21 protein-coding genes are annotated in these 22,764 nt (G+C 32.5%); 12 read left to right on the top strand and 9 right to left on the bottom strand.

Annotation, left to right across the window (positions count from 1 at the left end; all coding sequences use genetic code 11):
• Position 1: 1 nt before the first annotated feature.
• Genes GIY83_RS23285 through GIY83_RS23315 form a run of 7 tightly spaced genes read left to right on the top strand, consistent with a single transcriptional unit; the run spans position 2 to position 8,577 of the window.
• Positions 2 to 1,543 (top strand): glycosyltransferase family 2 protein, encoded by a 1,542-nt coding sequence (locus GIY83_RS23285; protein ID WP_208683704.1) that lies wholly within the window; start codon positions 2 to 4, stop codon positions 1,541 to 1,543.
• Entirely contained in the window at positions 1,536 to 2,561 is a 1,026-nt protein-coding gene (locus tag GIY83_RS23290) for an exostosin family protein (RefSeq protein WP_208683706.1), read from the top strand. The genes GIY83_RS23285 and GIY83_RS23290 overlap by 8 nt, the downstream gene beginning before the upstream one ends.
• Complete coding sequence (locus GIY83_RS23295; protein WP_208683707.1) at positions 2,558 to 3,556, top strand: glycosyltransferase family 2 protein; 999 nt, start codon at positions 2,558 to 2,560, stop codon at positions 3,554 to 3,556. The genes GIY83_RS23290 and GIY83_RS23295 overlap by 4 nt, the downstream gene beginning before the upstream one ends.
• Positions 3,556 to 4,674 carry a glycosyltransferase gene (locus tag GIY83_RS23300; protein ID WP_208683708.1) on the top strand — a complete coding sequence of 373 codons (1,119 nt, stop codon included), beginning with the start codon at positions 3,556 to 3,558 and terminating at the stop codon, positions 4,672 to 4,674. Before GIY83_RS23295 ends, GIY83_RS23300 begins: the two co-directional genes overlap by 1 nt.
• Complete coding sequence (locus GIY83_RS23305) at positions 4,671 to 5,759, top strand: glycosyltransferase family 4 protein (protein ID WP_208683709.1); 1,089 nt, start codon at positions 4,671 to 4,673, stop codon at positions 5,757 to 5,759. The genes GIY83_RS23300 and GIY83_RS23305 overlap by 4 nt, the downstream gene beginning before the upstream one ends.
• Positions 5,760 to 5,775: 16 nt before the next feature.
• Positions 5,776 to 7,125 (top strand): O-antigen ligase, encoded by a 1,350-nt coding sequence (locus GIY83_RS23310; protein WP_208683710.1) that lies wholly within the window; start codon positions 5,776 to 5,778, stop codon positions 7,123 to 7,125.
• A 57-nt stretch (positions 7,126 to 7,182) separates the two neighbouring features.
• Positions 7,183 to 8,577, top strand: a complete 1,395-nt coding sequence (locus GIY83_RS23315; protein WP_208683714.1) for an exopolysaccharide biosynthesis polyprenyl glycosylphosphotransferase — start codon at positions 7,183 to 7,185, stop codon at positions 8,575 to 8,577.
• A 3-nt stretch (positions 8,578 to 8,580) separates the two neighbouring features.
• Here GIY83_RS23315 and GIY83_RS23320 read toward each other — a convergent pair whose 3' ends face one another.
• Entirely contained in the window at positions 8,581 to 9,717 is a 1,137-nt protein-coding gene (locus GIY83_RS23320) for a DUF4105 domain-containing protein (RefSeq protein WP_208683716.1), read from the bottom strand.
• 36 nt (positions 9,718 to 9,753) lie between these two features.
• Positions 9,754 to 10,737, bottom strand: coding sequence for a PorV/PorQ family protein (locus GIY83_RS23325; protein ID WP_208687250.1), 984 nt, complete (start codon positions 10,735 to 10,737; stop codon positions 9,754 to 9,756).
• A 324-nt stretch (positions 10,738 to 11,061) separates the two neighbouring features.
• On the opposite strand from GIY83_RS23325, the gene GIY83_RS23330 reads away from it, so the two are divergent.
• On the top strand, positions 11,062 to 11,778 hold the full coding sequence (locus GIY83_RS23330) for a phosphatidylcholine/phosphatidylserine synthase (protein WP_208683724.1): 717 nt from the start codon (positions 11,062 to 11,064) through the stop codon (positions 11,776 to 11,778).
• Between the two features lie 10 nt (positions 11,779 to 11,788).
• Positions 11,789 to 12,649 (top strand): glycoside hydrolase family 25 protein, encoded by an 861-nt coding sequence (locus GIY83_RS23335; protein ID WP_194617221.1) that lies wholly within the window; start codon positions 11,789 to 11,791, stop codon positions 12,647 to 12,649.
• 49 nt (positions 12,650 to 12,698) lie between these two features.
• Here the strand turns inward: GIY83_RS23335 and GIY83_RS23340 are convergent, their stop codons facing one another.
• The 5 genes from GIY83_RS23340 to GIY83_RS23360 all read right to left on the bottom strand — a co-directional run bounded on the left by GIY83_RS23340 (position 12,699) and on the right by GIY83_RS23360 (position 15,957).
• Positions 12,699 to 12,920: a DUF5808 domain-containing protein gene (locus tag GIY83_RS23340; RefSeq protein WP_194617222.1), complete on the bottom strand. Its 222-nt coding sequence runs from the start codon at positions 12,918 to 12,920 to the stop codon at positions 12,699 to 12,701.
• Positions 12,921 to 13,002: 82 nt separating this feature from the next.
• A complete protein-coding gene (gene lptB / locus GIY83_RS23345; RefSeq protein ID WP_029272155.1) occupies positions 13,003 to 13,743 on the bottom strand; it encodes an LPS export ABC transporter ATP-binding protein in 741 nt (246 codons plus the stop codon).
• A gap of 87 nt (positions 13,744 to 13,830) precedes the next feature.
• Complete coding sequence (locus GIY83_RS23350) at positions 13,831 to 14,184, bottom strand: carboxymuconolactone decarboxylase family protein (protein ID WP_065450930.1); 354 nt, start codon at positions 14,182 to 14,184, stop codon at positions 13,831 to 13,833.
• Positions 14,177 to 14,992, bottom strand: a complete 816-nt coding sequence (gene tatC / locus GIY83_RS23355; RefSeq protein ID WP_208683726.1) for a twin-arginine translocase subunit TatC — start codon at positions 14,990 to 14,992, stop codon at positions 14,177 to 14,179. The genes GIY83_RS23350 and tatC overlap by 8 nt, the downstream gene beginning before the upstream one ends.
• Positions 14,992 to 15,957, bottom strand: coding sequence for an SIS domain-containing protein (locus tag GIY83_RS23360; protein WP_208683729.1), 966 nt, complete (start codon positions 15,955 to 15,957; stop codon positions 14,992 to 14,994). Before GIY83_RS23360 ends, tatC begins: the two co-directional genes overlap by 1 nt.
• Positions 15,958 to 16,044: 87 nt before the next feature.
• Between GIY83_RS23360 and recQ the strand changes: the two genes are divergently transcribed.
• Complete coding sequence (gene recQ / locus GIY83_RS23365; protein ID WP_208683731.1) at positions 16,045 to 18,240, top strand: DNA helicase RecQ; 2,196 nt, start codon at positions 16,045 to 16,047, stop codon at positions 18,238 to 18,240.
• 68 nt (positions 18,241 to 18,308) lie between these two features.
• Here the strand turns inward: recQ and GIY83_RS23370 are convergent, their stop codons facing one another.
• Positions 18,309 to 18,548 (bottom strand): hypothetical protein, encoded by a 240-nt coding sequence (locus tag GIY83_RS23370; protein ID WP_208683734.1) that lies wholly within the window; start codon positions 18,546 to 18,548, stop codon positions 18,309 to 18,311.
• 268 nt (positions 18,549 to 18,816) lie between these two features.
• Here GIY83_RS23370 and GIY83_RS23375 point away from each other — a divergent pair, with 268 nt between their 5' ends.
• Positions 18,817 to 20,376, top strand: a complete 1,560-nt coding sequence (locus tag GIY83_RS23375) for an NAD(P)/FAD-dependent oxidoreductase (RefSeq protein WP_208683736.1) — start codon at positions 18,817 to 18,819, stop codon at positions 20,374 to 20,376.
• Between the two features lie 8 nt (positions 20,377 to 20,384).
• A complete protein-coding gene (locus GIY83_RS23380; protein ID WP_208683738.1) occupies positions 20,385 to 21,476 on the top strand; it encodes a hypothetical protein in 1,092 nt (363 codons plus the stop codon).
• Between the two features lie 216 nt (positions 21,477 to 21,692).
• On the opposite strand, the gene GIY83_RS23385 is transcribed toward GIY83_RS23380, so the two are convergent.
• Positions 21,693 to 22,652: a quinone oxidoreductase gene (locus GIY83_RS23385; RefSeq protein WP_208683740.1), complete on the bottom strand. Its 960-nt coding sequence runs from the start codon at positions 22,650 to 22,652 to the stop codon at positions 21,693 to 21,695.
• Positions 22,653 to 22,764 lie beyond the last annotated feature (112 nt).

Raw genomic sequence — 22,764 nt, forward strand, 5'->3', positions numbered from 1 at the left:
TTTGATAGTATTATATCATAACGGAACCAGAGCTGTAAAGGTTATTTCAAATGAAAATAAAATTTTGTCTTATGATAAGAATGCAAAACTATCTGTTGTAATGTCTCAACTTGCTTTTCTATATCCCGATTCAAAAATTGTTTGGTGCAATGAAAAGTTCGAATCAAATTTAAATTTAGAAGGCATAAACGCAATTTTTCATCATAATAAAATGATGTTGTCTTACAATCCTGGAACAACTGAATTTTTAGGTCAAAAAATAGGTTATGTTGACGAATCTCCTTTTATCAAAATCAATAAAGATGTAAGTTATCCAACTTGGCAAATGAGTAGTTTAGTAGGGATTATCCATTCATCAGTGCTTTTAGAGATTAGTAAAAAAATAAAACTAGATTCTGACTTTGATTATCATTTAAATTCATTAGCTAAAGTATGTACATCTTTGGGGTTACTTTGTTATTCAGAACCAAAATTGCTATTAAAAAATGAATTGCGTTTAATTTTAAAACCTTCAAATTATACTCTTTTTAGATTCGTAAAACAACATTACAGAATGCGATGGATATTTTTGTTGTTTCTTAATTTTGCTATTTATGAATTTAGATTTCTACTTTTACCATTGCTATATAGCTTGTTTTTTAAGAATAGAAACAATAAAAATATTAATCTGGATTTTATTAAGGTTTGCTCTTCGCTAAATGTAACTCATTCCGGAACTATTGATGTCATTATTCCGACTATTGGAAGAGAACAATATTTATATGATGTACTAAAGGATTTATCTCGGCAAACGTATCTACCTAAAAATGTTATAATTGTTGAGCAAAATCCCTTGCCGGGAAGTGTTTCATCCTTAAATTATTTAACATCTGAAGATTGGCCTTTTGTTATTAAGCATACATTTACTCATCAGGCAGGAGCTTGCAATGCAAGAAATGTTGCACTTAATCAAGTAGAAAGTGAGTGGGTATTCCTGAATGATGATGATAATAGATTTGAAGCAAATCTATTAGAAGAAATGTTTTTACAAATAAAACAATTTGGGACAAAGGTAGCTATGACTTCCTATCTTCAAAAGAATGAAATTTTAAAATATTGTAATATTCATCAATCTAGAATTTTTGGTTCAGGAAATAGTGTTTTAAAATCTGAATTGTTAAAATTTGTTTCTTTTGATATGGCATTGGAATATGGCTTTGGAGAAGATGCGGATTATGGCATGCAGTTAAGAAATATAGGTGCTGATATTATTTACTTTCCTAGTCTTTCAATTTTACATTTAAAAGCTCCGGTTGGTGGTTTTAGAGTAAAACCAGTTTTAGCCTGGGAAAATGATTCTATCCAACCCAAGCCTAGTCCAACATTAATGCACATGAAGATGAAGCATAGTACTATAGAACAGCTGTTAAGTTATAAAACGATTTTATTTCTAAAAACATTAAAAAACGAATCAATCAGCCATTATTTTATTTTTTTTAAAAAATTTAAACAAAGATGGGAATCAAGTACATATTGGGCAATTAAATTAAGAAATAATGATTAAAATTTTCACAGATAAAGCTTATGTTACAGAAAAGTACAGAAAAATTATCTTTCCTTTATTACTTGATCTGTGTTATCTTAAAAATTTAGACATTTCTAAAAGTTATGTACTTGTAGATAAAATCGAAGAGTCAGATATTGTGGTAGTACCAGTTGATATTAATTATTTTTTTAAAAACAAAGAAACCAATGTCCTGTTAGATTTCATTGAAAAGGGTAATGCAAATCATAAACAAGTGTGGCTATATAGTGGGGGTGATTTTGGTAAAACTCTAAAAAAAAATGTTTTTACTTTTCGTCTGGGAGGATTTGATAGTAAATTAAATATTCAAACATTTATATTTCCTTCATTTGTATCAGATCCTTATGTAGTATTGAATAAAGCATTTGAAGCTTTGCCAAAAACAAATTTGCCAACCATTGGTTTTGTTGGTCATGCAAATAACTCACCATTGAAATGGATTAAAGAATTATTACTTTTTTTATTTCATAATCTTAATAGGTTTTTAAAAAGAGAGCATACAGATTACCAGTTTTTTTATCCTTCAGGAAGTAGACGATTTTATTTTTTAAAAAAAATAAAAAAGTCGCCTTTAGTAATAACTAACTTTATTTTGAGAGATCAATACAGAGCTGGGGCTAAAACTATTGAAGAGAAAGAGAGAACAACCTTAGAATTTTTAAAAAATATAAATAATTCTCCTTATACTTTTTGTTTAAGAGGAGCAGGTAATTTTTCAGTACGTTTTTATGAAACGTTAGCAATGGGAAGAATTCCTGTAGTGGTAAATACTGATTTTAGGTTGCCTTTGAACGATCTAATTGATTGGAATAGTCATTGTTTAATCGTTTCGGGTAAAAATATTGTAAATGAGTTAATACAATTTCATGCAAATATAAATGAAAAAGATTTTATAAAGATGCAAATTTCAAATCGAAACTTATGGCTCAATACTTTAAATAGAGTTTCTTATTTTAAAATTTTTCATGATTTTTTTAAAAGCAATAGTTTTGTATGAAATTTTCTTTAATTATTTGTACTTACAAACGCCCTAAACCATTGTTGAAATTATTGCAATCAGTTAATAACCAATGTTTATATCCTGATGAAATTTTAATTATCGATGGATCTTTCGATAATGAAACGGAAATTATTTTAAATGAGAATCAATTTAAAAACCTAAAGTATTTTTTTGTTGATGATCAGAATCGCGGTCTTACAAAACAAAGAAATTTTGGAATTAAAAATGTAAAAAGCAATATTGATATTGTTTGTTTTCTTGATGATGATACCATTCTCGAAGATAACTATTTTAAAGAATTAATAAAAACGTATGAAATTTATCCTGAAGCTTTAGGAGTTGGTGGTTATATTACTAATGAAACAAAATGGGAAAAGGTTAATGCTGATTATAAACCTTCAATAAATGAGTTTTACTTTGACGGATGGAAACGCAAAGATGGCAGCAGGTTTGTTTTGCGTAAAAAACTTAACTTAGACAGTAATACTCCTCCGGGTTTTTCACCTCTGTTTTCTCATGGAAGAAGTATTGGTTTTTTACCACCTAGTAATAAAATATATGAAGTAGAACAATTAATGGGTGGAGTTTCTTCTTTTAGAAAATCAATTTTTGAAACATTTTCGTTCTCAACTTATTTTGAAGGATACGGTTTGTATGAAGATGCAGATTTTACATTACGAGTTGCAAAAACAGGTAAGTTATATCTAAATACAGCGGCAAAGTTAAGCCATTTTCATGCCAATTCCGGAAGACCAAATCAATATAAATATGGTAAAATGGTAGTTAAAAATGGCTGGTATGTTTGGCGTATTAAGAACCCAAACCCAATTTTTGAAGATCGTTTAAAATGGAATTCGATTACGATTCTCTTAGTTTTAATTCGTTTTACAAATGTTTTCACTGAGCAAAATAAAAAAGCTGCATTTAATGAAGCTTTAGGAAGAAGTATTGGTTATCTGAGTTTATTTATTGCCAAACCAAAAATGAGATAATGAAATTTACGATTATAACTCACGTAGATCATATTCAAAGTGAAAATCAATATTTTGGTTATTCTCCATATATTCGTGAAATGAATATTTGGTTTAAGTATATTGATGAAGTAATTATAGTTGCTCCATTAAAAAATACAAAACCAACAGAAATTGATATTCCTTATGATCGTAACAAGATTGATTTTCGCCCGGTTCCTGATTTCAATCTGACTAATTTTAAGAATGTTTTAGGTTTCGTTTTTAAATTACCAATAATTTTTTGGAGAATATTTTGGGCGATGAAAAGAGCAGATCATATTCATTTGCGTTGCCCTGGGAATATGGGGCTAATAGGATGCCTGATTCAAATATTATTTCCAAAAACAGCAAAAACAGCAAAATATGCAGGTAATTGGGATCCGCAAAGTAAACAACCCTATACATATAAAATTCAAAAATGGATTTTAAGCAATACTTTTTTGACAAGAAACATGACTGTTTTGGTATATGGAGAATGGAAAAATCAATCTAAAAATATTCAACCTTTTTTTACGGCTACCTATTCAGAGTCAGAAAAGGAAAACGTTATAAAAGAAAGTTTTGCAAACAAAATAGAATTCATTTTTGTAGGGAGCCTGGTTTCGGGAAAAAATCCAATGTATGCTATTAAATTAGCTCAGGAATTAATAGAAAAAGGATACAAAACACATCTTAATTTATATGGAGAAGGTTCAGAAATAAATAATTTAGAAAACTATATTCAAACAAATAATCTAGAAAAATTTATTGTTTTACACGGAAATCAGAATAAGGAAATCATAAAAAAAGCCTATCAAAAAAGCCATTTGGTGATCTTGCCTTCTAAAAGCGAAGGTTGGCCAAAAGCTATTGCCGAAGGAATGTTTTGGGGGTGCATTCCTGTGGCGACTAAAGTTTCTTGTTTACCATCTATGCTAGATTATGGTAATAGAGGTATTTTGTTAGAAATGGATTTAGATAAAGATGTAAATATGATAAAGGAAATCATCACCGACGAAAAAACATTTTTTACTAAAAGCGCGCTAGCTATGCAATGGTCACAAATTTACACTACAGATCTTTTTGAAACTGAAATTAAAAAGCTATTGACACAATGAGAATTGTACAAATTATAGATTCTTTAGAAACAGGTGGAGCGGAGCGTATGGCGGTAAATTATGCTAACGCATTATCTGAAAAAATAGAATTTTCGGGGTTAGTTGCATCTCGTAAAGAAGGATTATTATTCAATCAAATTGATAAAAGTGTTTCTTATTTATTTTTGGAAAAAAAGAAAAAAATAGATTTTGGAGCAGTTTTTAGATTACGTAATTATTTAAAAAATAATAATATTGAAATAATTCATGCCCATAGTTCCTCATTTTTTATTGCAGTTTTAGTAAAAATGATTTTGCCAAAAATCAAAATCATTTGGCATGATCATTACGGGATCTCACAGGATTTGTCTTCTAGAAAAAGTTGGGGTTTAAAAGTAGGATCGTTTTTTTTTATGGCTATTATTTCAGTAAATTTAGATTTAAAAGATTGGGCAAAGTCTTATTTATTGTGCTCCAATATTATTTATTTACCGAACTTCATACTGGATTCTTCTGTTTCAAGTGAAAAGGTACAACTAAATGGATTTGAGAGTAAAAGAATTATTTGTGTAGCAAATCTGCGTCTGCAAAAAAACCATATATTATTGATTGATGCTGCTAACGTAGTAAAAGATAAATTTCCAGATTGGACTTTTCATTTATTCGGAAAAGACTTTAATGATTCTTATTCGGATCAGTTAAAGAAAAAAGTTAATGATTTACAACTTCAAAATACAGTTTATTTTTACGGAACAACAAATAATATAATTTCTTCATTATTACAATGTCAGATTGCTGTTTTGCCTTCTATTTCAGAGGGACTTCCGCTTGCAATTCTAGAATATGGATTGAATAGATTGCCTGTAATTGCTACAAATGTAGGGGAAATTTCAAAGATTATTAGTTCTGAAAAAGAAGGGTTAATAATAGAATCCAACAACCTTAACGCGCTTGTTGCAGCGATTGAAAAATTGATTGAGTCAGAAAAATATAGAAATGAAATAGGTTTGAATTTATATAATAAAGTTCAAAAAGATTTTAGTGCTGAGACTATTGTTTCCAATTATCTTTTATGGTTGAAATCTTTAATTACTTTTACGGCTTAAAAAATATTAGATGAAGATGAATAATACAAAATTGTCCTATAGTTTTCTGCTTATACTTCATGCAGTAATTGCTTTGGCTGTTTTTGCAATACCTCTTTTGTCGAAATTATACGCGCTTTTTATTCCAATTGCCGGTTTTTTTATTATTTATAGAACAAAAAATGCAAATAACGAAGTACTTTATATCGCCGCTTATTTAGTTGGTGTTGAGGTTTTTTTACGAATGACGGGAGGTAATTTTAATAATGAATTTGTAAAAGTTAATGTTGTTTTTTTCATGCTTTTAGGCATGATATATAGTAATTTTTCGACAAATGCATTTATATATTGGTTTTTCTTAATTTTATTAATTCCGGGTATTTTAATTACTTCTACGGTTTTCAATCCGGCAATAGATATTAAAAAATCATTAGTTTTTAATTTGTCAGGTCCGGTTTGTTTAGCCATATCTTCTATATATATGTTTAAAAGAAGAATTCTATTTTCTGATTTACAAAATGTAGTAGTTGCGATGGGATTACCAATAGTGAGTACGACAGTATATTTGTTTTTATTCAATCCTAGTGTCAGAGATATAGTGACAGGAACACAATCTAATTTTGAAACTTCAGGAGGATTTGGACCTAATCAGGTTTCTACTGCATTAGGTTTAGGAATGTTTGTCTTTTTTACACAATTAGTACTGTTCTCAAAATCAAAAATGGCAATTGTTATAAATAGCTTTTTACTGCTCTTTATAACTTATAGAGGAATTGTTACTTTTTCAAGAGGTGGTATTATAACAGCAGTTGTTATGATAGTCTGCCTGTTGTTTTTATTATATAAATTTTCTAATACAAGAGGAAAAAGTAAGTTTGTTTTGGTTTTTATTCTAACAGGTTTAATGGCAGTAGGAGTATGGACCTATTCTTCTTTTCAAACTAAAGGTCTTATTGAAAAACGATATGCAAATCAGGATGCTCGCGGTAGAGAAAAGAAAGACCGATTAGGAGGTAGAGAACAAATTATGAATGAAGAGACAACACTTTTTTTAGAAAATCCTCTTTTAGGTGTTGGAGCGGGAATGGGAAAACAAATTAGAAAAGAAAGATTTGGTGATGATGCGGCTTCGCATAATGAAATTACTCGAATGTTTAGCGAACACGGGCTGTTTGGTATTTTTGGATTATTGGTACTTTTTATAACTCCCTTTATTGTTTATGTTAATAATAGACAGCATTTGTATTTTTTATCTTTTTTTGTCTTTTGGCTCTTGACGATAAATCATGCCGCAATGCGAACGGCAGCTCCGGCTTTTGTATATGCAATGTCGCTTTTGTTAGTTCAGGTTAAAATTCCGGAAAAAGCTGAGGATTCGGTAGATTAATATCTGTTTTTTTATAATACATTTGCCTCAAGTTTAAGCCCCTAACAAACTGAATAAATGTTCTCTACTACTAAAATGCATTTTGAAATTTCAGAAAGAAAAATATTACTTATTTTCTTTGATGCTGTTTTTATTTTATCGGCATTATATATATTAAGCTTGATATTTGATTATAATTACTTTGTTTTTAATACAAGTAATTTTATAAGCTTTTTTTTACTTATTAGTTATGTATATGTTTTCGGATTAATATTCGAAATGTATAATTTGCAGGTTGCAAGTAATCAATTGCAAATTCTTCAAAGTGTAGTGTTTACCGGAACAGCTTCAAGTTTGGCTTATTTATTTACGCCTGTTTTATCTCCGGAATTACCAAAGCAGCGTTTGATTATATTTATTTTTTATTTTACAATAATCGGGACATTATTGTTATGGCGATTGTTCTATGTTTATTTTCTTGCTTCACAACGATTTTCTCAAAATGTCGTTTTAATATGTGATCAAAATCAGGTAGAAGAATTGGTTTTAGGATTGGAAAGCGTTGACCCGCATTATAAAATTGCTGGCTTTGTAAATTCAGATTCTATATCTGAAGAAAATTTAAATTTTCATTATGTAAAAGAAGTGAAGAAAAAGGATTTGGAAGCTTTTGTATCTAAAAATCAAATTTCTGAAATTATAATTGCTTCTCAAAAAACAGACGGAATTACTGCTGATTTATATCAACAATTACTTCACTTATTAGAATCCGGGAATGTTATTCGCGAATATACCCAGGTTTATGAAAGTAAGACGCAGCGTATTCCAGTGCAATATATTGCCAGGGATTTCTACAGATTTTTCCCTTTTAGCAGAAGTAATAGTAACAGGCTTTACTTGTTTTTGGTACGTTCTATGGAGTTTTTATTTTCTTTTATAGGGCTATCGGCTTGTGTTGTTTTTATTCCTCTAATTTATATTGTAAACTTTTTTGCAAATAAAGGCCCATTATTTTACACTCAGCAGCGCGTTGGCAAAAACGGAGTTGTCTTTGAAATTTATAAGTTTAGAACGATGGTTGAAAATTCTGAATCGAACGGAGTTGTTTTTGCAACTTCAAACGACAGACGTATAACTCCATTTGGCAAAATGATGCGTAAATCCAGAATAGACGAATTACCTCAGTTTTTCAATGTTTTAAAAGGTAATATGGCGGTTATTGGACCAAGACCAGAGCGGCCGTTTTTTGTTGAGAAAATAGCGCGTGTAATGCCATTTTATGAAACAAGGCATGTTATAAAACCAGGACTTACAGGCTGGGCTCAGGTAAACTATTCTTACGGAGAATCTATAGAAGAAAGTTTGGTAAAACTGCAGTATGATTTATACTATATCAAACACCGAAGTATTTTTCTCGATTTAAGTATCACTTTTAAAACGATCACTACAGTTTTATTTTACCGCGGACAATAATGCTTAGATAATAATCGGAATACGTTTTTTATTTCTAATGGCAACTCTCACTAAAACAAATCCGCTTGTAATAATCATTGGTAAAACAATCAGGAAATGTGCTTTATTGATTAGAAAAATAGCATAAACTACCAAAAATAGTAAGTGTAAAACTGCAAATCGATACGTCCATCTTTTGTTTTTGATAACGGAAAAAAGGAGTAAAACCAATAATAATGGGCTAAATAAAAGCACATTGTAATTCATCGCCAGTTCGTGGTGAAAGGAATAAAATCCCATAAAAACAAAAAAGGTTCCTATAAAAGATAAAATTAAAAGATAGATTTTATCCACTATTTTATTGTGGGCAAGAACTACAAAGGCAAGAATAAAAAGATAAGTATAAACGTTATTCCACCATGAACCTGGAGTTTCTTTTTCAAAACGTAATAGTGTATTTGTTTTAGCAACTAAAGCTTTATTCTGATAAGTAGTTTTCTCTAAACTATTTTTTAATTCAAAAGGCAGAAATATTTTAGTTCCCAATTGATCTACTTTTGTTCCAAAAATGATACTTGTTCCCAATTGATCATAAAAATGACCATTGAAGTATGGGAATAAAATAGATCTATAGGTGATATCTGTAGCTCCTTTTTTTGTAATAACAGTACCATTCAAACTTTTATTGATAATATCCACTACCATTGATGTGCAGTTTTTATCAATAAACTTATAAGTGTAAAAACGATCTTCAGAAGCTAATGTGGTATTTAAATTATCAAAAAGTCTTTGTTTTGCGTCCTGAGGAATAGGAAGTTCTTGCTCAAATACACTCCTTTTTTCATTATTATATTCTTCAATAAACTCCGGAAACGAATGTAGAATTACAAAATATTGTAAATCTCCTTTTGCGAATTTTGCAACAAAGTTTGGTGTTCTAAAATCAAAAGCACCGTAGTTATACACAACATCAATATTGTTTTCGGGATCAGCAACTCGTATGGCCGTGTGACCAAAATAAGAATAGGTTTCATTGCCTAATCCGCAAGTGAGGACACTTATTTTAGCATCTTTCGATAAGGGGAGATTTTGACTAAACCCAATAAAACTTAGTAATAATAGTAAACTAAAAAGTGCTTTTTTGAAAATGACATTTTTCATGATTTAAAATTTTAAGAAGTTTATGGTTTGCAAATTTTATCTAAAGATACCTAAATCTACTTTTAAAGAAAAAATATTTGAGTACAAAGCGGTACTTTGGTTTCCTAAGTCAGTCAGAGCATAGTCAATCTGAATGCCTTTATACTTAAAACCCAGACCAATGTTAGGCTGGAAATTCAATTTTTCAGTATTGTCTAGTTGTGTTGCATTCTGGAAATTTCCCACTCCGGCTCTTAAAAAAACAAGGTTGGTATATCCAAATTCAAATCCTACAGCAGGATCAATACTTACTACTTTAGATGAAATAATATCGTTCGTTTGTTCAAAACGCATATTCAGGTTTGTGGCAACCAAAAGGCTATAGTCATTATGAAAATCGAACGTTCTGGAAACTCCCAATTGCGCCTTTGGTAAAGTAATTTCGGTACTTTCAGGTAATTCATTATTTTCTCCGGGAATTGCATTGGCAATTTTTGCATATTCCTCTTCATCAATATTCCAAACATTATAAGTTGTTGTAATATCGCGAAGCATTAAACCGAATTTCCAGTTATTTCGCTCGAACTGAAGTCCAACATCAAATCCAAATCCCCATGAATTTGCAAATTTCCCGATAATTCGTCGAATAATTTTTGCATTCACCCCATATTGAAATCCTTCAACAGGCAGCTTTCTGGCATAAGAAAAAGTAAAACCATAATCGGCAGTCGAAAACAAACTGATTCGGTTATAATCAATATTTCCCTGATTGTCGATTAATTGAGTGGTATCCATAATATCATCGACACCAAAACGAATCATCGAAATTCCCCAGGCGCTTCGGTCGTCAATAGGGCTTGCGTATGCGATATAATCGTATTGCGCAATATTCGCAAAATAGTTGGCATGCATTAATGAAATTTGATGATCTTCAAGATTGGTTAAGCCTGCTGGATTCCAATAAACGGAATTTACATCATTTGTAGAAGCGGTAACTGCACTTGACATTCCCAAAGCTGCTGCATCGACTCCAATATTCATAAATTCATTCGAATATTTTCGAACAGTTTGTGCATATTGTAACGTACAATTCCAACAAAATAAAAGCAGCAGGATTTTCTTCAACGGATATTTTTTTGCAGATCTGAGTCTGTTTTAATTTTTACCAAAAATATAATATTTTACTCAGCAAATTTATTCCTTTTGAGAAATATTATAAAAGATGGATTTTAAATAAAAAAAACTTTAGAAACTAAGCTTCCCATTTACTTTTTTAAAAGATTGATATAATTTTTTTATACTAATAGTATAAATTGTCACTTATTATGCGAAATTTGTGGTTGCAATTATCAAAAAATATAAATCATGAATATCAAAAAGCACATTCCTAATTTAATTACATTAATCAATTTGTTTTGTGGTTGTATAGCCGTTGTTTTTGTTTCACAAGGCGATTATTTAATGGCTTTTTATATGGTTTGTTTAGGAATCTTTTTTGATTTTTTTGATGGTTTTTTTGCCAGATTATTTAAAGTTTCAAGTCCGCTTGGTTTGCAATTAGATTCTTTGGCCGATATGGTAACCAGCGGAGTTGTACCGGGATATATCATGTATACAATGTTTTTAAAAAGCGCTAATCCTCATGAAGTAATTGGCTCAGTTTTTATTCCTTTCTTAGGATTTATTGTAACCTTGGGTTCTTGCTACAGATTAGCAAATTTTAATATCGATACGCGTCAGACAGATTCATTTATTGGTTTGCCAACACCGGCAAATGCGCTGTTTATTTTAAGTCTTCCTTTAGTTTTAGAATATTCAGATTCTTTAGCCGTATTCGAAATCCTAACCAATCGCTGGGTTTTGTTTGTTATAACATTATGTAGTGCTTATATTTTGAATGCGGAAATTCCTTTATTTGCTTTAAAAATCAAGAAATTTACTCTGAAAGATAATGTGCTTCAAATAGTATTTTTGTTGGTTTCGTTGCTTTTATTAGTAGGACTCCAATACATGGCAATTCCTTTAATTATCATTTTTTATGTATTATTATCAGTTGTTAATAATATGTTTTTGAAAAAGTAGTTGTATCTGAATGGCAAGAAAAACGACTACCCGAAGAACTTCTTATTCACGAAAATCGAAACCTCAGAAATCGTTTTTTGCAAGAGTAATTCGCTTTATTATTTATTCTTTTTTTGTGTTACTCTTTTTTTTTGCAGTTTATCATTATCGTGATGGACTGGCATATTATCTTGGTTTTAAATCAAATAAAGTTTTAGACGAAGATGCTGTAGATAAACATTTATCTGATGTTAGAAACATTAAAGTACTTGAAAATCATAAAGGAAAAGTAATAGGAATTGATGTATCTGAATTTCAGGGAAAAGTACAATGGGATGAAGTTGAGGTATTAGAAGAGAAATATCCTGTACAATTTGTTTTTGTTCGCGCAACTGCGGGCAATGACAGAGTTGACAGACAGTTTAGAAAAAATTGGGAAGGAGCAAAAGAGCATAAAATCATACGCGGAGCCTATCATTATTACCGCCCGAATGAAAACTCTATCGAGCAGGCCAATCTTTTTATTAAAACAGTAAAATTGCAAAAAGGTGATTTACCACCAGTTTTAGATATAGAGAGATTGCCAAAAAATCAACCTTTAGATAGTTTAAAAAAAGGATTGAAGCGTTGGCTCAATAAAGTAGAAGCCCATTATCAGGTGCGTCCTATAATTTATTCAGGCGAACGTTATTACAGTGATTTTTTGAAAGAAGAATTTGGAGAATATTTATTTTGGATAGCCAATTACAATTTCTACAGAGAAAAAATTGAAGACGATTGGCTTTTTTGGCAGTTTACAGAAAAAGCTTCTCTGCCTGGAATCAAACATCGGGTTGATGTAAATATTTATAACGGCGATTTAGAACAGCTGCAGTTTATTACGGTTGAATAAGTTTTCAGTCTCAGTCACAGTTTTCAGTGTGTTCTTGCTATGCTTTAATTTATTTCAATAAAAAAACCAGAGCAATTATTATCACCAGAGGTAATAGGAGTAGTACAGAATAAGGGTTAGCAAGGTTTAGTGTGTAACCCATCCATTCAATTCTTTTTGGAGGTAGTAACCTTTTGTCTTTCGGATTATAATAAAAGAAGCATAAATACCATTTTTTTGGATCTTTATGCCAATTGTCATAATCTTCCTGAGTTGGTTTTTCTGACTTCATTTTTAAATTAGTTTTCAGTCTCAGTTTTCAGTTTCAGTTTTCAGCATTCACTGAAACTAAAAACTGCGACTGTATACTTTTGTTAGAATTCAAGTTTCTTTTTACGAAGTTCAAAGTTTTGACCTAAGTAAACGCGACGAACCATTTCGTCCTCTACTAGTTCTTCCGGAACTCCCGCTTTCAAAATTCCACCTTCAAACATTAAGTATGTTTTATCTGTAATTGCTAATGTTTCCTGAACGTTGTGATCAGTGATTAGGATTCCGATATTTTTATTTTTTAACTGAGCAACAATTCTCTGAATGTCCTCAACCGCAACAGGGTCAACTCCTGCAAAAGGCTCATCGAGTAAAATAAACTTAGGGTCAGTTGCAAGAGCACGTGCAATTTCGGTACGACGACGTTCTCCTCCAGAAAGTAAATCTCCACGGTTGGTACGAATATGTTCTAAGCTAAATTCTTCGATTAAACTTTCCATTTTTGCAATTTGTTCTTCTTTAGAAAGTTTAGTCAATTGCAAAACACTCAAAATATTATCTTCAATACTTAATTTTCTAAAAACAGAAGCTTCTTGTGCTAAATAGCCAATTCCTTGTTGAGCGCGTTTGTACATCGGATAATCGGTAATATTCAAATCATCAAGATAAATGTTACCCTGATTTGGTTTTACCAATCCTACAATCATGTAGAAAGAAGTTGTTTTTCCTGCACCATTTGGTCCTAGAAGTCCAACGATTTCTCCTTGGTTTACTTCAACAGAAATTCCTTTTACTACGCTACGACCTTTATAGGTTTTGATTAAATTATCAGCTCTTAATTTCATTTTTAAAGTTTAATCGTTTAAACGTTAGAATCGTTTATTCGCTACAAATTAACGAATAAACGATTCAGCAAATAAATGTATTAACAATTATTTAGTTTCGGCTTCTTCTAAAGCTTCCCAAAATTCGTAAGCTCTGCGTAAATGAGGCACTACAATTGTTCCTCCAACAAGAGTTGCAATTCCCATTGCTTCCATCATTTCTTCTTTAGTAACTCCTTCTTTATGGCTGGTTTCTAAGTGATATTTTACGCAATCATCGCAACGTAAAACCGCCGATGCTACTAATCCTAAAAGTTCTTTTGTTTTTACATCAAGAGCTCCGGCTGCATATGCATTGGTGTCAAGATTAAAAATTCGCTTTACAATTTTGTTATTATCAGCTAGTAATTTTTCGTTCATTTTAGAACGATAGTCGTTAAACTCTTGTACGATATCAGACATTTTCTTTCAATTTATTTTTATAAACAATCCTCGAAATCAGGATACTCACTTCGTAAATAATCAGCATTGGTATTGCTACAATAGTCTGGCTTACTACGTCTGGAGGAGTTACAATTGCGGCTACAATTAAAATAATTACAACGGCATATTTCCAATATTTTCTTAAGAAATCAGGAGTTACTAATCCTAGTTTAGTCAGGAAATATATAATGATAGGTAATTCAAAAAACAATCCACTGGCAAGAATACTTGTTTTTACCATTCCCATATAAGAATCTAATGTAAATTGGTTTTTTACCACATCACTCACAGAGAATGTAGCTAAGAAATTCACGGACATTGGTATTACAACAAAATACCCGAACAGTACTCCTAAAAAGAAAAGTAATGAAGAAGTGAAGATGAATAACTTGGCATTTTTTCTTTCTTTTTCGTATAGAGCAGGGCTGATAAACTTCCAAAGTTCCCATAAAATAAACGGAAAACTAAGTATGAAACCGGCTAAAAGACACATCCATACAAAAATATTTACTTGTCCTTCCATTTCCGTATTCTGAATAATAAAATTCAGTTCGGTAATACAAATGCTATCTGCGAATCCTAGTGCATGCGATAAATCGCAAAACCAGACATAAGTAAAAAAGGTAGGTCTTATGGGGCCTAAAATAATCTGATCAAATAAATAATCACTAATAAAATAAGTAAAAAAAGCCATAACGCATATTGCAATTGTGCTTCTAACTAATAACCATCTAAGTTCTTCAAGATGGTCTAAAAATGACATCTCGCCAAGGTTCTTTTTTGCCATTATACGATTCCTTCTTTTAAAATGTCATGTAAATGTAATACTCCTTTGTACTCTCCGTTATCTGAAACGATAAGCTGTGTTATCGAAAAATCTTCTAAAATATTTAAAGCATCAACAGCCATAGTTTCTGAAGATACTGATTTGGGATTTTTTGACATAATATCTCTTGCAGTTAAGTCAGCTATAGTATCTACGTCATTTAGCATTCTTCGGATGTCTCCATCGGTAATAATTCCTATTATTTTGTCATCTTCGATTACCGCTGTAACGCCCAATCGTTTTTCAGAGATCTCAAAAATAACTTTTTTAACTGACGTATCTGGCGTAACCATTGGTTTTAACGAGTGTTCAATCATATCTTTTACGCGAAGCAATAATTTTTTGCCTAAAGCTCCGCCTGGGTGATATACAGCAAAATCCTCAGGTTTAAAATCGCGCATTTCCATCAAACAAACTGCAAGAGCATCGCCCATAACAAGTTGTGCTGTGGTACTGTTTGTTGGCGCTAAATTTATTGGGCAAGCTTCCATTTCAACGGTTGTGTTCAGAACATAGTCAGAACCTTTTGCTAAAAATGAAGTTACATTTCCTGTTATGGCAATTAAGGTGTTTCCAAAGCGTTTTAATAACGGAACCAAAACTTTAATTTCAGGACTGTTACCACTTTTAGAGATGCAAATAATAATGTCCTCGTTTTGTATCATACCCAAATCTCCGTGAATAGCTTCTGAGGCGTGCAGAAACATAGAAGGGGTTCCTGTAGAGTTAAAAGTAGCTACCATTTTTTGAGCAATGATCGCGCTTTTTCCGATGCCTGTAACGATCAATCGGCCTTTAGTTTGGTAAATACGTTGGACAGCTTCGTAAAAATTTTCGTCTAAAAAATCAATTAGCTTTGTAATTGCTTCACTTTCAGAGAGTATGGTTTTCTTGGCAATTGCCAATATATTTTCTTTTGTAATCAAAACAGGATATTTTAAATTTGTATGTATAAAAGAAAGTTGTATCTTTATGTGTTGCAAATTTATACAAAATATCCATTAATATAAAGAATGAATTCAAACGAAATTGAAATACACAAGGAATTAAAGAAGTATTTCGGCTTTAGCCAATTTAAGGGTTTGCAGGAGCAAGTCATTACGAGTATCTTAAACAAAAAGAATACCTTCGTGATCATGCCTACTGGCGGTGGAAAGTCTCTTTGTTATCAATTACCCGCTTTAATTCAGGACGGAACAGCTATCGTTGTTTCTCCCTTAATTGCTTTGATGAAAAATCAGGTTGATGCAATTCGAAGCCTTTCTTCTGAAAACGGAATTGCACATGTGCTAAATTCCTCTCTTACCAAAACAGAAATCGCACAAGTAAAAAAAGACATAACTTCTGGCTTAACCAAACTTTTGTATGTAGCGCCGGAATCTTTAACCAAAGAAGAATATGTAGCTTTTTTACAAAGCGTGCCTATTTCGTTTGTTGCTATTGATGAAGCACATTGTATATCAGAATGGGGGCATGATTTTAGGCCTGAATACCGAAATCTGAAAAACATTATTAAACAATTAGGGCAAGTGCCCATCATTGGATTAACTGCAACTGCAACTCCAAAGGTTCAGGAGGATATTCTTAAAAACCTGGACATGTCTGATGCAAATACTTTTAAAGCATCGTTCAACAGACCTAACTTATACTACGAAGTTCGCACGAAAACTAAAAATATAGAATCGGATATCATTCGATTTATCAAGCAACATAAGGGCAAATCCGGGATTATTTACTGCTTAAGCCGTAAAAAAGTAGAATCGATTGCCGAAGTTTTACAAGTAAACGGAATCAGCGCGGTTCCTTATCACGCAGGTTTAGATGCTAAAACACGAGCAAAACATCAGGATATGTTCTTGATGGAGGATGTAGATGTGGTTGTAGCAACAATTGCCTTCGGGATGGGAATTGATAAACCAGACGTTCGTTTTGTAATTCATCATGATATTCCAAAATCACTTGAAAGTTATTATCAGGAAACTGGTCGTGCCGGTCGTGATGGAGGAGAAGGGCATTGCCTTGCTTATTACTCTTATAAAGATGTAGAAAAGCTGGAGAAATTTATGTCCGGGAAACCAGTTGCCGAACAAGAAATAGGTTTTGCACTATTGCAGGAAGTTGTGGCTTACGCCGAAACCTCAATGTCGCGCAGAAAATTCTTATTGCATTATTTTGGTGAAGAATTTGACAGCGAAACCGGTGAAGGTGCAGATATGGATGACAACGTTCGTAATCCTAAAACTAAAGTTGAAGCAAAAGATCAGGCCGTTAAATTGCTTGAAATTGTTCGTGATACCAAACATATATATAAGTCAAAAGAAATTGTCTTTACTTTAATAGGTAGAATTAATGCAGTTATCAAAGCGCATAAAACAGATACGCAATCTTTTTTTGGTTCAGGATCAGACCATGACGAGAAATACTGGATGGCATTATTGCGACAAGTTCTTGTAGCTGGCTATTTATCTAAAGATATTGAAACTTATGGAGTGGTAAAAATCACCAAAGAAGGTTTGAATTTTATTAAAAAACCAGTTTCATTTATGATGTCTGAAGATCATGAATACAATGAATCTGAAGATGAAGCAATCGTTACCGCAGCAAAATCATCAGGAACTGCTGATGAAGTCTTAATGGGAATGTTGCGAGAATTGCGTAAAAAAGTAGCCAAAAAACTAGGAGTTCCTCCGTTTGTTGTTTTTCAGGATCCTTCTCTTGAAGATATGGCTTTAAAATACCCAATTACTTTAACCGAATTGTATAATATTCACGGTGTTGGTGAAGGAAAAGCCAAGAAATATGGTAATGACTTCGTAACTCTGATAAATCGTTATGTAGAGGATAATGACATTATTCGTCCAGACGATTTAGTAGTAAAATCTACAGGAGTAAATTCAGCTAATAAATTATATATTATCCAGAATATAGATCGAAAATTACCATTAAGTGATATTGCTTCTGCAAAAGGACTTTCGATGGATGCTTTGATCAAAGAAATGGAACAGATTGTTTACGCTGGTACAAAATTGAATATCAAATATTGGGTTGATGATATGCTTGACGACGATCAGCAAGAAGAAATTCACGATTACTTCATGGAATCAGAATCAGATAAAATCGAAGATGCTCTTAAAGAATTCGATGGTGATTATGATATTGATGAATTGCGTTTAATGCGTATTAAGTTTATTAGTGAAGTTGCGAATTAAAAAAAGTTTTCAGTCTCAGTCTCAGTTTGCAGTTTTTACTGAGACTAAAAACTGAGACTGCGACTAAATTATCCTTCAAATACTTCCCCACGATGCGGTTTCAAAGCATCTCTTACCTGAATCATATTTTCATCAGTGACAACCATGAAAGCAGTTGCATGCATGTCGTTTACAATTTTAAAGCCCGTAATATTTAGCGGAAGTTTTTCGATAGTGATATACTCTTTTAAATGAATTTCGTGATGTTCAGCTGTTTTTGCAGCCGCCGGACCGCGAAAATCCCAAATCAGTTTTATTTTTCTAGACATTTTTTTTATAGGTACAAAGGTTCAGAGTAGCAAAGGTACAAAGTCTTTTTTACGGAGCTTAAAAAAGTTTTTTTAAGCTTGTGTTTAATATGCACGCAAAGTCACGAAAGTGTAAAGAAAATAAAAAACTTTGCGTCTTCGTGACTTTGCGAGATTAAAAAAATAAATCTTAGCGCACTTTCAGGTTAATTGTATAAAGTCAGTTCAAAATAGTATTTTTGCATGTTCTTTTCATAAATAGAAAAGCTAATTGAATAAATAAAACAAAATGCCAAGAGAACTTTTACTTCAGGTAACACCGGAAATAGCTGCAAACGAATTGCTGCTTAAAGACTATTTGTCTAAACAAATAAAGGTTTCTCCTAAGGAAATTCAACATGTCTCTATTTTAAAACGATCTATTGATGCGCGCCAAAAAGCGATAAAAATCAACCTAAAAGTGATTATCTATTTGCAAGGCGAGCCTTTTCAGGAAACTAAAATCGAGCTACCTATATATAAAGACGTTTCTTCGGCTCAGGAAGTGATTGTCGTTGGGGCAGGTCCTGCCGGACTTTTCGCAGCTTTGCAATTAATAGAATTAGGCTTAAAGCCAATTGTAATCGAACGCGGAAAAGATGTTCGAGGACGCCGACGTGACTTAAAAGCAATCAATGTAGATCATTTGGTAAATGAAGATTCTAATTATTGTTTTGGAGAAGGCGGAGCAGGAACTTATTCTGACGGAAAATTATATACACGTTCTAAAAAGCGTGGCGATGTAACCAGAATTTTAGAGCTTTTAGTAGCTTTTGGAGCTTCAGAAGATATTTTGGTTGAAGCACATCCGCATATCGGGACCAATAAATTGCCTAAAATTATAGAAGATATTCGAAATAAAATCATCGAGTTTGGTGGTCAGGTTTTGTTTGATACACGAGTAACTGATATTTTGGTAAAAAATAATGAAGTTGAAGGAATCGTTACTCAAAACGGAGATAAGATTTTGTCGAGTAAATTAATTTTGGCGACAGGACATTCGGCGCGTGATATCTTTGAATTATTAGATAAAAAGAAAATATTTATAGAAGCGAAACCTTTTGCTTTGGGAGTTCGTGCAGAGCATTCGCAACAATTAATTGATAGTATTCAGTACAGTTGCGATTATCGTGGCGAACATTTGCCTCCCGCACCATATTCGATTGTAAAACAAGTTAACGGCCGCGGAATGTATTCGTTCTGTATGTGTCCTGGAGGTGTAATTGCGCCTTGCGCTACAAGTCCGGGCGAAGTGGTTACAAACGGATGGTCGCCATCTAAACGTGATCAGGTTACGGCAAATTCCGGAATTGTAATCGAATTAAAATTGGAAGATTTTAAACCCTTTGCAAAATTTGGTGCTTTGGCCGGAATGGAATTTCAAAAAAGTATCGAGCAAAAAGCTTGGCATTTGGCAGGGGAAACTCAAAAAGTTCCTGCGCAGCGAATGATCGATTTTACTCAAAATAAAGTTTCTGCTGATATTCCTAAAACATCTTATGTACCGGGAACAACTTCGGTAGAAATGGGACAGGTATTTCCCGGATTTTTATCGCAGATTTTACGCGAAGGATTTAAAGAATTCGGAAAATCGATGCGTGGTTATTTGACCAATGAAGCTATTTTGCATGCACCGGAAAGCAGAACTTCCTCTCCGGTCCGTATTCCGAGAGATCCAATTACTTATGAGCATTTACAAATAAAAGGTTTATATCCGTGTGGAGAAGGAGCAGGTTATGCGGGCGGAATTATATCGGCCGCGATTGATGGCGAAAAATGTGCTTTGATGATTGCTGAAACTTTAAAATAATATATCATATGAAAGACTTCTTTTCTAATTTATTTGGTAGAAACAACGATCCGAAATCGATTTTATCGTTTGATGTTATGGATACTATTTATTCGGAGTTGTACAACGGGAATAATAGTTTTGATTTTAAAATGAAAGGTGTTCATGATACGGTTTCTGTAAATTTATATTCATTTCCAAGTTCATTTAATAATGAAGAGGCGCAAAACGGAATTAATAAAGCAGGATTTAAAAACGCTTACGAAGTTCTGAATGAAATATATAAAAAGATTAATATAGGTCCTGTTTCTGAAGAACAAATGCTTGAGGAATTAGAATACGATTATATCCATATTCAGTTTTACACAGAGCCAGCGCCGGAAGCTAAAAAGTACCTGAAACATGTTTTGCATAATTTTATGATCTTTTTTTGTTGTACCAATAGTCTGGAAACTAACGATTTTAGAATGATTTATAATAATAGTTATTTTCTTGATTATGCAAAAGGAATATTAGAAGCAGAATCTATTGATATAAAGGATCCTAAAAATGATACTCAGAAAATAGGTTTCAAAGAGTTTGAAAGGATTTTACAAGGAATTTGCCAATACTTAAAAATCGAATTACCGGAGAATATCGAACTTCCTTCGCAGGAAAACTTACTACCTGAAGAGGTTGAGGTTACGCAGGAAACTTTTGAAGAGTTTATAAAATTGGTTTCAAGAGGAGATGTAGACGAAAAATTGGTTCAAAAGCAATCAAAGAAACTCTTAAAGAACTTTAAAAAAGGTCATACAGAATATCAGGATATTGTCAAAGGGCAATGGGATTTTTTCGAAAGTATCGATGCCTGGAACAGTGACTGGAAATTTGATCCTGAAGATGCAGAATATTTTATCTCAGAAATGATAGGCGAAGATCTTAATTTCGATTATCCGGAAGAAACCTATAGTCATGATTTATTTCCTTATATCCAGTCGGCTTTAGAAAAACGAGGATTGGAATTAATGAGCTACGATACCCACGGAGATAATTATTTGTTTTTTGTGGCGAATAAAAATGATGTTGCCAGAATTTTACAATTGTCTGAATTGACAAAAATTGAGGTGGATAGTTTGTAAAGATGAATTTAATTAGAATTTTACCGCATGCTATTTGTCATTCCGAGGAACGAGTAATCTCCGTAAGTAGCTCGTCATGCTTAGTAAACTTTATGTTAGTTTCTTGTGGTGATTCCTCGTTCCTCGGAATGACAAAAATGAGATAAGCTTTATGTAAAACTATAATTCATGAATTTCTTTGTCTGTTCGCTATCGCTAGGGTCGTGGCGAAAAGAGCTACGGAATCAGAATTATTTTTCCGGTACTTTTTCGGCTTTCCAGATAATCATGCGCCAGTTTTCCTTCTGATAATTTAAAAGAAGTGGGTTCAGAAAGTTTGATTTTTCCTTCGATGATCCAGTCGAATAATTGATTGGCTCTTTTGATTCTTTCTTCTTTAGAAACTAAGTAGCTCCACAAGTCACCACCTGTTAGGGTCTTAGAAGTATCCATTAACATTCTTGGATTTATGGGTTCAGGATCACCGCCTGCCATCCCAAAGAAAACGACCTGACCGCATTCTTTGGTAACTTCGAAACTATCTTTTAAAGTACTTCCGATGCTATCGTAAACGACATCAACGCCTTTTGGAATCGTTTTAAAAATAGCCGATTTCCAATCTTCATTATATAGAAAAACGTGATCAGCACCTTGTTCGATGGCTACTTTTGCTTTGTCTGCAGAGGAAGTTAAACCAATAACATTTACGCCTAATAATTTGCTGATTTGTGTTAGAAACTGACCAACTCCGCCCGCAACAGCGTGAATTAAAACCGTTTCGCCTTTCGCGGTTTTATGACTATCAGTTGCCAGATAATGCGCCGTTAAACCTTGCAATAGGATAGAAGCGGCAGTCTCGAAAGAAATGGCTTCGGGCAGCGGCAAAACATGGTTGGTATTCACAGCAACCAATTCTGCATTGGCAAAAGGCGCATCGGCGAAAGCCACTCGATCTCCAATTTTATATTCGGAGTGATTGTTGGCGTCGACTACAATTCCGGCACCTTCGTAACCAGCAATAAATGGCGGATTTCCTTTCAGGTGATAATTTCCTTTTCGTCTGTAAACATCGGCAAAATTTAATCCGATGGCTTTCATCTCGACTAAAATTTGATCACTTTTTAATTCCGGATTGGGAATTTCGATATATTTTAAAACATCTGAATCTCCGAAAGAAGAGAAGGTAAGTGCTTTCATTTTTAGGTATTTTAAGAATACAAATTAAGTAAAATTGAAAATTATGTTTGTCAGCAGGTATTGAATTTAGTTTTAAGACACAATCTTATTTTTGATGTTATTTATGGTTAAG

It is taken from the genome of Flavobacterium sp. SLB02 (assembly GCF_009664855.1).
GTDB lineage: Bacteria > Bacteroidota > Bacteroidia > Flavobacteriales > Flavobacteriaceae > Flavobacterium.